18 protein-coding genes are annotated in these 14702 nt (G+C 47.8%); all 18 read right to left on the bottom strand.

Going from position 1 to position 14702, the window contains the following annotated elements; all coding sequences use genetic code 11:
- Positions 1–8: 8 nt before the first annotated feature.
- From KNO78_RS02640 to flgG, 18 genes are read right to left on the bottom strand one after another with little or no spacing between them, the layout of a single operon-like run.
- A complete protein-coding gene (locus KNO78_RS02640; protein WP_031421691.1) occupies positions 9–494 on the bottom strand; it encodes a chemotaxis protein CheD in 486 nt (161 codons plus the stop codon).
- Positions 487–1086: a chemotaxis protein CheC gene (locus KNO78_RS02635; RefSeq protein ID WP_015881411.1), complete on the bottom strand. Its 600-nt coding sequence runs from the start codon at positions 1084–1086 to the stop codon at positions 487–489. The genes KNO78_RS02640 and KNO78_RS02635 overlap by 8 nt, the downstream gene beginning before the upstream one ends.
- Positions 1076–1507, bottom strand: coding sequence for a chemotaxis protein CheW (locus KNO78_RS02630; protein WP_015881410.1), 432 nt, complete (start codon positions 1505–1507; stop codon positions 1076–1078). The genes KNO78_RS02635 and KNO78_RS02630 overlap by 11 nt, the downstream gene beginning before the upstream one ends.
- A gap of 12 nt (positions 1508–1519) precedes the next feature.
- A complete protein-coding gene (locus KNO78_RS02625; RefSeq protein ID WP_159562098.1) occupies positions 1520–3511 on the bottom strand; it encodes a chemotaxis protein CheA in 1992 nt (663 codons plus the stop codon).
- Between the two features lie 19 nt (positions 3512–3530).
- Positions 3531–4370: a MinD/ParA family protein gene (locus tag KNO78_RS02620; protein WP_015881408.1), complete on the bottom strand. Its 840-nt coding sequence runs from the start codon at positions 4368–4370 to the stop codon at positions 3531–3533.
- Positions 4349–5404, bottom strand: coding sequence for a flagellar biosynthesis protein FlhF (locus KNO78_RS02615; protein ID WP_214691053.1), 1056 nt, complete (start codon positions 5402–5404; stop codon positions 4349–4351). The genes KNO78_RS02620 and KNO78_RS02615 overlap by 22 nt, the downstream gene beginning before the upstream one ends.
- A 1-nt stretch (position 5405) precedes the next feature.
- Positions 5406–7427 (bottom strand): flagellar biosynthesis protein FlhA, encoded by a 2022-nt coding sequence (gene flhA, locus KNO78_RS02610; RefSeq protein WP_159562096.1) that lies wholly within the window; start codon positions 7425–7427, stop codon positions 5406–5408.
- Positions 7428–7440: 13 nt separating this feature from the next.
- Entirely contained in the window at positions 7441–8535 is a 1095-nt protein-coding gene (flhB, locus tag KNO78_RS02605; RefSeq protein ID WP_159562095.1) for a flagellar biosynthesis protein FlhB, read from the bottom strand.
- Positions 8532–9302: a flagellar biosynthetic protein FliR gene (fliR, locus tag KNO78_RS02600; RefSeq protein ID WP_074037236.1), complete on the bottom strand. Its 771-nt coding sequence runs from the start codon at positions 9300–9302 to the stop codon at positions 8532–8534. The genes flhB and fliR overlap by 4 nt, the downstream gene beginning before the upstream one ends.
- A complete protein-coding gene (fliQ, locus tag KNO78_RS02595) occupies positions 9299–9571 on the bottom strand; it encodes a flagellar biosynthesis protein FliQ (RefSeq protein ID WP_015881403.1) in 273 nt (90 codons plus the stop codon). Before fliQ ends, fliR begins: the two co-directional genes overlap by 4 nt.
- A gap of 11 nt (positions 9572–9582) precedes the next feature.
- The gene (gene fliP / locus KNO78_RS02590) at positions 9583–10248 is read right to left on the bottom strand and encodes a flagellar type III secretion system pore protein FliP (protein ID WP_074037237.1); all 666 of its coding nucleotides are present in this window, start codon (positions 10246–10248) and stop codon (positions 9583–9585) included.
- On the bottom strand, positions 10245–10739 hold the full coding sequence (locus KNO78_RS02585; RefSeq protein WP_074037238.1) for a flagellar biosynthetic protein FliO: 495 nt from the start codon (positions 10737–10739) through the stop codon (positions 10245–10247). Before KNO78_RS02585 ends, fliP begins: the two co-directional genes overlap by 4 nt.
- Positions 10736–11101 (bottom strand): response regulator, encoded by a 366-nt coding sequence (locus KNO78_RS02580; protein ID WP_015881400.1) that lies wholly within the window; start codon positions 11099–11101, stop codon positions 10736–10738. The genes KNO78_RS02585 and KNO78_RS02580 overlap by 4 nt, the downstream gene beginning before the upstream one ends.
- A 13-nt stretch (positions 11102–11114) precedes the next feature.
- Positions 11115–12245 (bottom strand): flagellar motor switch phosphatase FliY, encoded by a 1131-nt coding sequence (gene fliY, locus KNO78_RS02575; protein ID WP_159562094.1) that lies wholly within the window; start codon positions 12243–12245, stop codon positions 11115–11117.
- Positions 12242–13231 carry a flagellar motor switch protein FliM gene (fliM, locus tag KNO78_RS02570; RefSeq protein ID WP_159562093.1) on the bottom strand — a complete coding sequence of 330 codons (990 nt, stop codon included), beginning with the start codon at positions 13229–13231 and terminating at the stop codon, positions 12242–12244. The genes fliY and fliM overlap by 4 nt, the downstream gene beginning before the upstream one ends.
- A 9-nt stretch (positions 13232–13240) precedes the next feature.
- Positions 13241–13693: a flagellar basal body-associated FliL family protein gene (locus tag KNO78_RS02565; RefSeq protein ID WP_015881397.1), complete on the bottom strand. Its 453-nt coding sequence runs from the start codon at positions 13691–13693 to the stop codon at positions 13241–13243.
- On the bottom strand, positions 13686–13904 hold the full coding sequence (locus tag KNO78_RS02560) for a flagellar FlbD family protein (protein ID WP_214691054.1): 219 nt from the start codon (positions 13902–13904) through the stop codon (positions 13686–13688). The genes KNO78_RS02565 and KNO78_RS02560 overlap by 8 nt, the downstream gene beginning before the upstream one ends.
- Positions 13904–14698 (bottom strand): flagellar basal body rod protein FlgG, encoded by a 795-nt coding sequence (flgG, locus tag KNO78_RS02555; protein WP_214691055.1) that lies wholly within the window; start codon positions 14696–14698, stop codon positions 13904–13906. Before flgG ends, KNO78_RS02560 begins: the two co-directional genes overlap by 1 nt.
- Positions 14699–14702: the final 4 nt, after the last annotated feature.

Genomic DNA, 14702 nt, shown 5'->3' with positions numbered 1-14702 from the left:
ATCCCCCCTTATAGTTCTTTCGTACCCACGCTCACCGTCCGAATCGATAAGACAGATGTTGCGACATCAAACTCGATTGTCCGCCCGTTATGTCCGCCACAATCTTCTGCCACGAGCGGAATACGATGGACTTTTAATGCTTGGCGGATGGCCTCGGCGTTTCGCTCACCGATTCGCATCGCCTCGTTCTCATATTTAAACTGAAACATCTGAGCGCCGCCTGCCATCTTTGCTTGAAGCCGCGTGGCCCCTTCTCGTTTCAATGAATGCACGAGTGTATCAATGGCTGTATCTGCGTATTTTCCTACTTCAATCGTCTGGTTCTTACGAGCAATCGTCGAGTCCGGCAACATGACATGTGCCATCGCTGCCAATTGGAGGCGGGTGTCATATAAAATGACACCCACACATGACCCGAGTCCGGCTGTACGTAACCGATTTGGTGCGGTCGTCTGCTTCCATTCGGCAATGCCGATTTTTAATACATCAGCCATTGCCAAGCAACCGTTCTTGAATCCGTTTGAGCGACCCATGTGTTGGTAGGAACAACACATGTCCTGCACTTACTTTTTGATCAATCATAAATGTCGTGTCGATATAGAGCGCCGCGTCTTCCTCAGGTTGTACAGACGTGACGACAAATTCAACAATCGAACCTGCCATATCGATGGCCGTTGCCGGCACTTGAATCATAATCGGTGTCTGTAACCAGTCACCTAGCGCTCGCGCATAAGCACCGCTCATAATATTCCCGACCTCTTCCCAAGCCGATTGGCCGAGCTCATCAAAAGAATCAAATGAATATGGCATCCCAATCAAGGTCGAAACCATTTGCTCGGCATCTTCCACGGCGAACAAAATGAGGATCATTCCACGAATATCACCATCTAATTCCAACAAGACCGAGGCAACATGTCGTTCCGGACCGCCGACTCGCTCTGGTAAATAGGTGATCGGTTCCATTTCGGCAGAAGACACGGTAATGTTCACCGGTTTCGAAAGCATTGCCGACAAGGCAGTCGCCGCATGTCCAGACCCTATATTTCCCAGTTCCTTTAACAGGTCTTGTTCAAACTCACTCAGCATACTGTTCCTCAAACAACGCATTCGCATCGAGTAAAGAGAAGAGTTTATCTTCTCCTTTTGCGATGGCTGTCAGATGTGCCGAGAGCATATCGCGGCTCGATTCCGGAATCGGTTCGATTCGTACTTCGTCGCTTTCCACGACCTCATTCGCACGGTCGACGATAAATCCGGCATCTCCTTGATTCAACGAGGCGATCAGGATGCGCGTTTCATCCGTTGGTTCGATTTCTTCGTAGCCGAGTCGCAAGCGAAGGTCGATGACCGGCGTGACGACACCACGAAGGTTGATGACCCCTTTCACATGTGACGGTGCGTTCGGCACTCGTGTGATCGGCTGAAGTCGCTCGATTGAACGGACCGACTGTACGTCGATCCCATACGTATTTTCTTCAAGTGAAAAGACTACCCATTTCTGTTCCATCAATATTCCTCCTTAAAAGAGATCGTTACTATCTACGATAAGGGCGACGCGACCGTCACCAAGAATGGTCGCACCAGAGATAGCTGGAATCCCTTCAAGATACGTACCGAGCGGTTTCATGACAATTTCTTGTTGACCGATCAAATCGTTGACGACGACGCCGACGAGTTTGTTGCCTTTTCGAACGACGACGACCGGGAATTGCGACTTCGTCTCTGATTCGATGCCAAACATTTCTTTCATGTAGACGAGTGGGACCAGTTGACCACGGAAGTCGAAGACTCGCTCACGGTGTGCTGTCAAAATGTCCGCTTCATCAAGTAATGTCGTCTCAAGGATCGATGTCAATGGAATCGCATACGATTCCTCTCCCACTTGAACGAGCATCGCCGAGATGATAGAGAGGGTGAGCGGTAAGCTGACCTGGAACTTCGTGCCTTGTCCCCCAACCGTCTCTAGAGAAACGACCCCACCGAGTGACTCGATTTTATTTTTGACGACATCCAGTCCGACACCGCGTCCTGACAAGTCAGTGACCACGTCTGCCGTCGAGAAGCCCGGAGCAAAGATCAGCATCGCCAATTCGTTCTCAGACATCGTCGTCGCTTCTTCATCTGTGATCACGCCGCGCTCCAACGCTTTCGAACGAACCTTGTCGACGTTAATGCCGGCACCATCGTCCTCGATTTCAATGAAGACTCGGTTTCCGCCGTGATACGCACGGAGTGCAAGCATGCCCTGCTCCGGTTTTCCGGCTTGAAGACGTACTTCCGGACGTTCGATGCCGTGATCGATGGCGTTACGGATCAAGTGGACGAGCGGATCGCCAATTTCATCGATGACCGTGCGATCGAGTTCTGTTTCAGCACCTGAAATGTCCAACTGGACTTTTTTATGAATCTCTTTTGCGACCGAACGCACCATTCGTGGGAAGCGATTGAACACTTGTTCGATTGGCATCATCCGGAGGGTCAAGACGAGTGATTGTAACTCGTTCGTTCCCCGCTTGATTTTTTCGACCGTTTCATTCAATTCTGGTTGACCGACTTCGTCCGCCAGGCGCTCAAGGCGTCCACGGTCGATAATGAACTCTTCAAACAAGTTCATCAGACGATCAATTCGTTCTAAGTTGACGCGAATCGTTTTTGCTTGTGCTTGAGCGGCTACTTGCTCTTTCGTATCTTTCGCTTCTTCCTTGTCCGAGGTAGCTTGAACGACAGGTTCAGGTGCAATCGTCTCCGCTGTCACAGCGACTTCTGGCTCACTGACCGCTGTTTCTGTAAACGCATTGACTTCGACGCGCTCCACTTCCGATACTTGAGCGATGGCATGTTCAATCACTTCTGCCGTCTCTTGTGACAAGAATAAGACGTCGAACGACAAGTCAAATTGCTCTTGTTCGATTTCTTCTGTCTCCGGATGTGTGCTGACGACCTCACCTAGTTCTTGAAGGCGATCGAATACCATATACGCACGGGCCGCTTTCAAGACGACCGCGTCAGACAGTTTGACTGTGATTTGATACGCCTCAAAGCCTGTCTGTTTGGCTTGCTCGATGACCGAGTTCGTATATAAATCAATCTCAAACGTGCTCGTCTCTGAAGTTTTTTCGACTGCGACTTCTTTCCCACCGATGAAGGATTGGAATGCGGCGACCGTTTCTGATACATCCACGTTCGCGCCTTGTCCTCCGCTTTCGATGTCCGCAATCATGTCTTCCATCTGTTCCATGGCGATGAACATCGTATCCAACAAGAGTTGGTTACTTTCCTTTTTGCCGCCACGGACGAGGTCGAGCGCGCTCTCCATCTCATGTGTCAAGTTGGCAACGCGTTCGTACCCCATCGTCGAAGACATCCCTTTTAGCGTGTGTGCCGACCGGAAGATCTCCTGTACAACATCCGCCCCACCCGATTGTTCTAATTTAAGTAACTGTGTGTTGATCGATTGGATATGTTCTTGGGATTCATCTAAAAACAACCCTAAGTATTCATTCACGTCCATCTCATTTGCCTCCCTGTCGTTATACTCGGTTCCACTGTTTTCGTAAGTTCCCCATCAAACGGTCCATCAAGTGACGTGGTTTCGGAGGCGTACCCGTAAGCGTTGTCAAAATTCGTTCGAGGCGCCAGCTAATATCACTCTTTCGGTTGTATTGATAAAACGGGACTTGGGCGATGACTGCCTTTCTGACAGATGAGTCGTCTGGTAGAAAGCCGAGGAATCGAATCGTCTTATTTAAAAACTGTTTACATGCGACTTCCATCCGTTCGAAACATTGAAGGGCTTCCTCACCGGACTGGGCTCGGTTGACGATGACGCCAAGCGGTAAGTCCGGGTACTGATGGTGCACCAGTTTCGTATATGCATAACCGTCCATTAGCGAGGTAGGTTCTGGAGTCAAAATCAAGAACATCTCATCGCAACCCGCGATGAATTGGAGTGAGGTGTCCGTCGCTCCAGCCCCCATATCGAACAGGACATAATCATATTCGGTCAATACTTCGAGTTCTCGCATGAGAAATTGCATGTCATCATCTGAGAGATGGACGAGTTGGTCCTGCCCACTCCCTCCATGTAATATATCGACACCATATACATTTTTCTGAACAGCTGCAGCCAATGGAATACGAGCTTTGACGGTCTCGATCATCGTTCTGGACTTCATGGCATTCATCAAGATGTGCACATTGGCCATTCCGATGTCGAAGTCGACAATCAACACTCGTTTTCCGAGTTCAGCTAGGGCGATGGCCGTGTTTACACAGACGTTCGTCTTTCCGACCCCACCTTTCCCACTCGCAAAGGCGATTGTCGTCGGATGGGCATCATTGATTGCTCTTAAACGCCTTGCTTGGTCCATCTTGCCCACCCTTCTTTCTCAAACAGTCGTTTCGTCAGTGCGTCCGCATTCCCCCGAATCAGATCGTCCGGCACTTCTTGGCCGTCTGTCATCCAGGCGACCGGAAGACCGCTCTTTTTCACCATGCGGTACATCGCGTGGATATCACTTGTCTCGTCCGCCTTCGTAAAAATGAGTGAGCTAAGAGGCAATGATTCGAATTGCGAATAGATCATATCCATGTCCTTCGTTTTGGATGTCAAACTCAAAACGAGCGAAAGGCTTGTTTCAGTGAAGTCGTGATGTTCATGAAACTGTTCGACGTAAGCCGGATCGCGGAAATTTCGTCCCGCCGTGTCGATTAGCACGATGTCTTTACGAGCAAACAATTGCTTGGCACGCTTGAAGTCATGAAAGTCATATGCCACTTCCACCGGAATACTCATGATTTCAGCATACGTCTTCAGCTGTTCGATGGCAGCGATTCGATACGTGTCGGTCGTGATCAATCCGACCGTTTTGCCTTCCGTCAGTTTGAAGTGCGCCGCAAGTTTGGCGAGCGTGGTCGTCTTGCCGACACCCGTCGGTCCAACGACCATAACATATCGTCTAGCTTCAGGCGGTTCAATGAACGACGATTTGACTTGTTCGTACACGAAACGTTCAGCTTCTTCTACAGATTTTGTCGTGTAGTACAGTTCGTTCAGCGTTTCCTCCCACGACTCATCCGCAAAGGATTCAGTCGAGAGCAGCGATTCGACGTGTTGCAACGAGGCGTGTAGTCTCGGTCCCGCTCCTCCGATCACACGTGGTGGCGTCTGCGTCACGACTGGTGGTGTTGGTGCTGTCCGAACAGGGACAGGCTGTCGTGGCTTTGTGACGACTTGCTCTTTTTCGAGGGCTGCGATGACCTCCACTTGCTTTGACGCAAAGAGACCGAACCATCCTGTCTTCACTTGTCGTGAGTTGAGGATGACCGCTTCGTCTCCGAGCTCTTGCTTCACTTTCGCCATCGCATCAGCCATGGTCTTCGCCGTAAACTTTTTAATCTGCATGTTAAATCACCCCAATACTTTTCACTTCGACAGAACTGAGTAATTCGTTATAAGCCAATACCGGCACATCTGGATAATACCGTTCGAGTAATTGACGAACGAACAGACGAATCGTTGGGGAACATAAAATCACAGCCGATGCCCCATATCGTTCAAACATCGACAGTTGTTCGCCAGTGCGCTCGATAATCTCTCGAGCTTGCTCTGGGTCGAGCGCCAAATAGTTCCCGAACTCCGTTTTCTGAACCGCGTCTTGCACCGTCTGTTCCGTCTGTCCGCCGAGTGTCACGACGTAAAGCGGACCTTCAGGTGGTTTGACTTGATCGGTCAATTGACGGGACAAGCCTTGACGGCAATACTCTCCTAAGATTTCCGCGTCTTTCGTCACTTTTCCGTAGTCTGCCATCGTCTCGAACAGAAGCGGCAAGTTTCGAATGGAAACACTTTCTTGGAGTAAGTGGCGTAACACTTTCTGAATTTCGCCAATCGAGAGGACTGACGGCGTCACGTCCTCGACGAGAACCGGATGCGTCTCTTTCAGGTGCTCGACGAGTTGTTTCGTCTCTTCCCGACCGAGTAAATCTGCCGCATGTTTCTTCAACGTCTCGGTCAAGTGAGTCGCGACAACAGAAGGCGGATCAACGACGGTATACCCGCTCATTTCTGCCCGAGTTCGTGTTTCTTCATCAATCCAAAGGGCAGGAAGACCGAATGCTGGTTCCGTTGTTTCAATTCCATATACCTCAGGGTCTTCGATGCCCGGGCTCATCGCCAAGTAATGATCCAGCAATAGCTCTCCCTCTGCAACGACGTTCCCTTTGACTTTGATTCGGTACGCGTTCGGTGATAACTGCAAGTGATCGCGAATCCGGACCGTCGGTAAGATGAAGCCAAGCTCGAGTGCGAGTTGACGACGAATCATGACAACGCGGTCTAACAAGTCACCGCCTTGAGACTCATCTGCAAGCGGAATCAAGCCATATCCGAATTCAAATTCAATCGAGTCAATCTGCAACAGCGAGACGACTGATTCTGTCGGCGCTGTCGATGGTTCCTCTTCGAGCATCGGCTCTTCCGTTGCCTGACGGATATTTCGACGCATCGTGTAGGCGCCGAAGAATGCCGTTCCGGCAATGATCATCGTCACAGGAAGTAGGGGCGGTGATACAAAACCAAGCATGAAGACAATCGACCCGGCGATATAAAGGAGTGATGGGTTTTGACCGAGCTGGTCGATTACGTCTTCCCCTAAGTTTCCATCCGAGACGGCACGGGTCACGATGATCCCGGTCGCGGTCGAAATCAAAAGTGCTGGGATTTGACTAACCAAGCCATCCCCGATTGTCATGAGTGAGAACGTTTGAAACGCTTCTCCAACTGGTAATCCCATTTGAACGACACCGATGATAATCCCGAAGATCAAGTTGATCGTAACGATGATAATACCAGCGATGGCATCTCCTTTAACGAACTTCGATGCCCCGTCCATTGATCCATAGAAGTCCGCCTCGCTTTGAATTTTACGGCGACGCATCTGGGCTTCTTTGTCGTCAATTAAACCAGAGTTCAAATCGGCGTCGATGGCCATCTGTTTCCCTGGCATCGCATCGAGTGTGAAGCGAGCAGACACTTCCGATACACGCTCTGCTCCTTTCGTGATGACGACGAATTGAATGATGACAAGAATCAGAAAGACGACAAATCCGACAAGGACATTTCCGCCGATGACGAAATCACCGAACGTCGCAATGACTTCCCCACCATAACCGTTCGATAGAATCGAACGGGTCGTCGATACGTTCAAACCAAGACGAAACAACGTCACAATCAATAAGAGAGAAGGGAATACGGAGAAGTCGAGTGCTTCCCGGGCATTCATCGCCACAAGTAGAATCATGATGGCGATCAAAATATTTACGATGATTAAAAAGTCTAATAAAAACCCCGGTAGCGGGATGATCAGCATGATGACAATCATCAACACACCAATCAAAATTGCAAAGTCTTTCGCTTTTACTGCCAACACATACTCCTCCTCAAGACGGTTGCTTCATTTGATAGACGAATGCCAGTACTTCCGCAATGGCTTGATAAAACGATTCGTCTACCACTTCACCGATGTCGATTTGCGCATAGAGCGCTCGCGCGAGTGGTTTATTTTCAACAATGGCCACGTCATGTTCTTTTGCGACATCTCGAATATGAAAGGCGACCCGGTCGACCCCTTTAGCGACCACGAGCGGCGCAAAATCTTTCGTGTCATCATATCGAATGACGACCGCGTAATGGGTCGGGTTCGTGATGACGACATCGGCATTCGGTATTTCTTGCATCATCCGTCGCATCGCCATTTCCCGTTGTTGCTGTTTGATTTTAGATTTGATGAGTGGGTCACCTTCAGTATTTTTGTACTCATCTTTTATATCTTGCTTAGACATTCGGATCGATTTCTCAAAATCAAATCGTTGGTAGAATAAATCGAGTAGTGCAAGTGCGAGCAAGGCGACACTTACCCAAAGACCAAGTTCGATTGTGATACTCGCGAGTGCGACAATCGATTCACGAACTTGTTCGACGGCCATCCGAGACAGTTCTTTCTGATTTTTCCAAAGGACAGCGACAGCGGTTGTCAGGATGATTAACAATTTGAATAAGGACTTTAAAAATTCGACGACCGCTTTCATACTGACGATGCGTTTGACCCCCTTGATCGGGTCGATCCGCTCAAGCTTTGGTTGAATGGCTTCTAAAGAAAATAACGTTCCGATTTGTAGGTAATTGATGAGAATCCCAAACACGACGGCGACGATAAAGAACGGAGCCAAAATCAAACCGACACGGAGCATTAAGTCGACGACCATATCCGACATGCCGCCCGTCACGTTAAACAATAAATACTCTGGGCTGAGTAAATCGCTGATTAAAGAAAGCAATTGTTGCCCAATCACGGGACCGAAAAAAGATAACATAAGAAACATCGCAAAAAGTGCGAACGCTCCAGTCAAATCGGCTGACTTGGCGACCTGCCCCTTCTTTCGGGAGTCTTCCCGTTTACGTGGCGTCGCTTTTTCTGTCTTTTCACCTGCAAAAAACTGTAGATTGACCGATAAAGGATATAGAGGCTTCTTCATGAGGCGTCTCCTAATATGAGCATAAAGTCGTGCATCACTTCTTGTAATAGCGGGATGAACTGGCTGATTCCTGTCAATGTCAGTCCCATCAATAAAACCATGACGGCAAAACCAGCGATAAGTTTAAATGAAAATCCGATGGCAAAGATATTGAATTGCGGTGCTGACTTCGCTAAAAAACCGAGAGCTAAGTCCACAAGCAGTAAGGAAGCCATCATCGGCAACGCCAATTGCAACGCGACCATCATTGTCATCGTGACGACTTTTACAGCCATCATCAATGAAGCTTCAGTAAAGTTGATCATCGGTTGGCCAGGCGGATAGATTTGAAAGCTATAATAAATGCCGTCAATCAGCAGAAGATGCAGGTTGCTCGTCAACAAAATGAATAGCGTAAAAATATAATAAAATCGTCCAATCAATGGTGATTGACCGCCAAACATCGGATCATATGCGGATGCCATCGCTAATCCGAGCTGTAAATCGATGACCCCACCGGCAATTTGCGGTGCAAAAAATAGGATGTTGATTAACAGTCCGAGTAAAAGTCCGATCATGACTTCATAGACGACTTGCAGGACAAACGCATTGGTCATTTGAATTGGCTCGGTCAGTGTGAACATTGCATAGTATGCTAAAAACGCACTGAACGCGACGCGGTGCATGACCGGTAATTGTCTCGTCGAGAACAACGGGACACTGACAAAAAAGCCAGACAGTCGCGCGAACGTTAATCCATACATACTGATGAAGTCGACTGCATTCATTTCGAAGCAACCTCGACCATCAACTCAAAAATCAAACGCGTGAACCCTTCAATCTGTTGAAGCATCCACGGTCCAAAAATGACGAGACCGATGAAGACCGAGATAATTTTCGGAACGAACGATAACGTTTGTTCTTGAATTTGAGTCGTGGCCTGTAAAATCGAGATCACGAGACCGACGATCAGTGAGATGAGTAGAAGTGGCATTGATATTTTTAATAAGGTCCACACACTCTCTGTCGCCAAATAGATGACCATTTCTTGTGTCATGTCCGTTCCCCCTACATACTTCTAAGCAATGATTCCACAATCAAGTGCCAGCCATCGACCAATACAAACAATAATAATTTAAACGGCAGTGCAATCATGACTGGAGGAAGCATCATCATCCCCATCGACATGAGGACACTCGCGACTACCATATCAATGATTAAAAACGGTAAGAAAATCATGAAGCCGATTTGGAAAGCGGTCTTCAACTCACTGATCGCATAAGCAGGAACCAAAGCGAGGAGAGGTACATCATCAAGTGTCTCCGGCTGCTCGTAATTCCCATACTTTAAGAACAGTTGTAAATCTTCTTGTCTTGTATATTTCGACATGAACTCTTTCATCGTCCCACTTGCCTCATCGAACGCCTCATTTTGTGAGATCTTGTCATCGAGGTATGGTTTTAATGCGTTCTCATTTAAGTCAGAGAGAACTGGAGACATGACGAACAGTGTGATGAACAGTGCCAATCCGACAATCAATTGGTTCGGTGGCGTTTGCTGTGTACCGAGCGCCGGTCGAATGAATGACAAGACGACCACGACACGGGTAAAGCAAGTCATCAAGATTAAAAAGGATGGTGCGAGCGTCAGCAATGTCAACAAAATCAATAGCTTGATGGATGTCGATGTACTGTCCGGTGTTTCTAAATTGATCAATTGCTCAAACGTTGTCATGATTTCTTCCTCACTTCTTCTAGCTGAGCGAGTTGTTTCTTAAAGGTGTCTAAAAATGCATTCGAATTTGACGTTCGGAGTGACAAGGTTTCCGTTTGCTCTTCCTCCATCGTGTCCGCATCAAGTCGATCGATCAGTTGAATCGAATCGCCGACACCGAGTACATATACCTGGTCACCGAGCTTCACGAGCTGAACAGAGCGGTCTTTCCCAAGAGGGACGCCTCCGAGATGTTTCATATGTTGAGTCGCTTTCACGCCTTGTGTTTTGGAACCGAGCCAACGCATCAAAACGATAAATCCGCCGACCACGACCACGAGACTTAACACGACTTTCACGCCATTGCCAATGGTTGACGCTGTCGTTGGAACGTTACTTTCCTGTTCATCTGTCTGTTGTTGCTCGAATTGTTGGTCTACGGTGGCGGCCTCAACCGTGGTTGGACCGAAGAGCCCAACCACGAGAAGAATAATCAACCACCATTTCTTCATTGTGCGACCGTTTTAGAAACTGCTTCGATGACACGCTCTGCATTGAAAGGTTTGACGATAAAGTCTTTTGCACCAGCTTGAATGGCATCGATGACCATCGCTTGTTGTCCCATCGCTGAACACATGATGATTTTCGCATTCGAGTCGAAGCTACGAATTTCTTTCAATGCTGCGAGTCCATCCATCTCAGGCATCGTGATGTCAAGTGTGACGAGATCCGGTGTGAGTTCACGATATTTCGCGACAGCGTCCGCTCCGTTTTCCGCCTCACCTACTACGTCGTACCCGTTCTTTGTCAAAATGTCCTTAATCATCATACGCATGAACGCTGCGTCATCTACTACTAATACTTTTGCACTCATTCTAAATTCCTCCTTAAACGATTCCGATCCGCTCATGCGGTTGAATAATTTCTGTTACACGTACCCCAAAGTTTTCTTCAATGACGACGACTTCTCCTCTAGCGATTCGCTGTTGGTTGACATAAATGTCTACCGGCTCACCTGCTAATTTGTCGAGTTCAATGATGGAGCCTTGTGATAACTCAAGTACTTCCCGAACGGATTTTTTCGTTCTTCCTAACTCTACTGTCACGTTTAACGGGACATCATACAGCAACCCAAGATTTGCTGGGGCCGTTTCTTGTGACGCCGGTGATTGGAGTGGCATGAATTCCGCCTGGCTCACAGCTACTTCCGGCATAGATTTTTGCTTGTTTGGTTGTGGGGCAACGGACTGTGCTGGTTGTTGTGCTTGCGGCTGTGGTTTCGGTGCTTCCGCTTTCGGCTGCTCTTTTACCGGTTCTGATGCCGCTTGGACCTCTCCAGTCGCTTTCATCAACTCGTCGACTAACTGCTTTCCAAACTGAATTGGTGCAATCTGGACAATCGTTGAATCAATCAACGTGCCTACTTTGAGATTGAACTCAATGAGTACCATCGTCTCCCATAGTTCAAGGCGATCGATGATTGTCTGATTCTTTGTTGCATCAAACACTTCGACAAGCGGTGGCGAGATGTCAATTTTCTTCGAAAATACCGTCGATAAAGACGTTGCTGCCGCACCCATCATTTGATTCATCGCTTCTTGAACAGCTGATAAACGAATCTCATCAAGGCTCTCCGGATCAACATTCTCTCCACTTCCACCTAACATGAGGTCGGAGATGATTGCCGCATCTTCGCGAGTCAATACGAGAACGTTTTCCCCTTGGATTCCTTCTGTATAGCCAACTCGAAGTGCCACGTGAGGAGTGGGATAGCGTTCGCGTAACGCTTCAATTCTCACTTCACTGACAACCGGTGTCGTAATTTCAACCTTCTGTTGTAATAATGTTGACAAGGCTGTTGCCGAGTTCCCGAATGAAATATTCCCAATTTCTCCGAGTGCGTCGCTCTCCATCGAATCTAAATGTTCTTCTTTTGCTTCGACTTCTGGCGTCGGCGTATTGTCGCTTGTCCCACGTAATAACGCATCAATTTCATCTTGTGACAGCATCTCACTCATTGCTCTTCCTCCTTCACACGGTGAAGCACTTGAACCGCCATTCGCTTCCCGCTCACACCGACTTGCCCTTTAAATACTTTATTTTCCCCCACCATGACGGACAGAGGTTCTTTTGCTAATTGATCGAGTGCCAAACAATCTCCGACTTCTAGATGCAACAAATCTCCAAACGTGATTGTCGTCCCACCGAGTAAGGATACAACTTCGACTGTCGAGTTCATCAATTGAGCTTTAAGTGGCTCTTTACTCGATTGACTTGCATTCCGTCGATTCGCTTCTTGCATCCAATAATGACTTGATAGTTTGGACAATACCGGTTCGATTGTCACGAATGGAAGACAAACGTTGATGGTTCCGCTCACTTCACCAATCGTCACACCAATCGAAATCAAGACGACCGTTTCGTTTGGTGAAACGAGTTGCAGGAACTGCGGATTCACTTCAACAGCTGACATTTCTGCTTTAATCTCAGCAATCGATTCCCAAGCATCCCCATAAGTCGAAAAGGCTCGTTTGTACAATTGCGTCAAAATCCGCATCTCAATTTCGGTGAACGATTCGATTTTATCCATCTCGACACCAGGACCTCCGAGTAACCGGTCTAGCATCGCGTATGAGATGTTCGGATTGACTTCGATGATGAATCGTCCGTTTAACGGTGGCGCCTCAATCAAGTTGATCATCGTCATGCTCGGAATGGAATGAATGAATTCATCGTACGGTAATTGTTCGACCGAGTTGACCGAAAACTGAACATATGTGCGAAGTTGAGCCGAGAAAAATGTCGTGAGCATACGCGTGAAATGTTCGTGAATCCGAGTTAAGCTGCGAATTTGGTCTTTTGAAAATCGAACGGCTCGCTTGAAGTCGTATTGTCGAACTTTCTTCTCTTCCTCTTGCGCGAGAAAGGAGTCCGCTTCGACATCCCCACTGCTTAAAGCAGATAGTAAGGCATCAATTTCTTGTTGAGACAGTACTTCTCCCATGATGCCACCTCACTGAATAATTTTCTTCGTCATATAGACGCGTTGGACTTCACCTTCTTCAAGCAGTCCGTTAAGTTGTTCTCGTAATGTTTGTTCGAACTTTTGCATATCTTCTTTTGTTGCCAATTGGGCTTTCGTCATCCCGGATAAATCACCCAAAATGACGTTGTGAACTTGGAACTTGCGTAGTTCTAAATTCTCTTTCGTTTCAGCCGAATCTGTGACAATCGTAAATTGAACGTTGATGAAACGCTCGTCTTGAATGTTGGTCGTCATGTCATCAGTCATGAAACTCCGTTCTGCCAACTCTTCAGCTGTGACAGGTTTCGTTTTAGCAGTGACGTTATCACCAAAGACATATTTGTAAGTCATGAATCCGGCACCGCCCATGACGAGCAGGACGACAAGCAGGATGATTACGACTTTTAGGCCGCCACCTTTTTTCTTTTCTTCTTCACTCATCTTCTTCACCTCTTCTGAACATCGTTCCGACTAAACCGATTGAGCGGTAAAAGGCTTCAGTTCGTTCAATGATTTGACCTTTCGTTTCTTTTACGAGATACGTTTTGCCATTAAACAATTGGATGATCGTGTCGGGCTCTGCCTTCACCGTTTCGATGAGCAAAGCGTTCAGCACGAACTCCTCACCGCGAAATGCCGTGACGCGAATCATCAGCGTTTCAAGTTGACGAGCTCTTGAAGGATCTCGTCCGATGTTGTGATAATGCGTGTGTTCGCCTGGAATCCACGCTGTGCCACGATCATTTCTGTGAACTCTTCTGAAAGGTCAACGTTTGACATTTCGAGTGCGCCTGAGACAAGTTCTCCACGACCAGCGACTCCCGGTACACCTGGATTCGGTGCGCCAGAGTTTTGAGATTGAATATAGTTGTTTGCACCAACCTTAGACAGACCTGCGTTGTTAGCAAATGTAACGACTTGAATTTGACCCAAGTTCACAGAAGCCCCTGCAGCATTTACATAACTGACTTGTCCATCTTTACCAATTGAAAGAGATTTAGCACCGGCCGGAACAGTGATTTTTGTATTTGTTGTACTAAGGACATATGCTCCATCACCGTTAACGATATCTCCAGCATTATCAGTATAGAAGTTACCGGCACGTGTATATTGTGTTTGCCCGTTCACATTAATTGCGAAGAACCCTTCACCTGAAATCCCGACGTCAAGGGCACGTCCCGTGTTTTGCATCGCTCCTTGGTTGTATACGTTATCGACCGTAGCCATCGTTCCCCCGAGACCGACTTCTTTCGGGTTGACTCCACCGGCTGTTGTCCCGTTCCCACCTGACGCACTCCCGACTTGTTGACTGACAAGGTCTTTGAACGTGACGCGCCCTTTTTTATAACCAAACGTATTGACGTTGGCGATGTTGTTCCCGACGACGTCTAGCTTCGATTGGAAGTTCTTCAATCCACTGATTCCTGAGTACATTGCTCTTAACATAATG

Origin of the sequence: Exiguobacterium sp. s132 (assembly GCF_018617235.1) — a bacterium.
Lineage (GTDB): Bacteria > Bacillota > Bacilli > Exiguobacteriales > Exiguobacteriaceae > Exiguobacterium > Exiguobacterium profundum.
The sequence above is the reverse complement of the archived record's forward strand: the minus strand, read 5'-3'. Positions and strand labels throughout refer to the sequence as shown.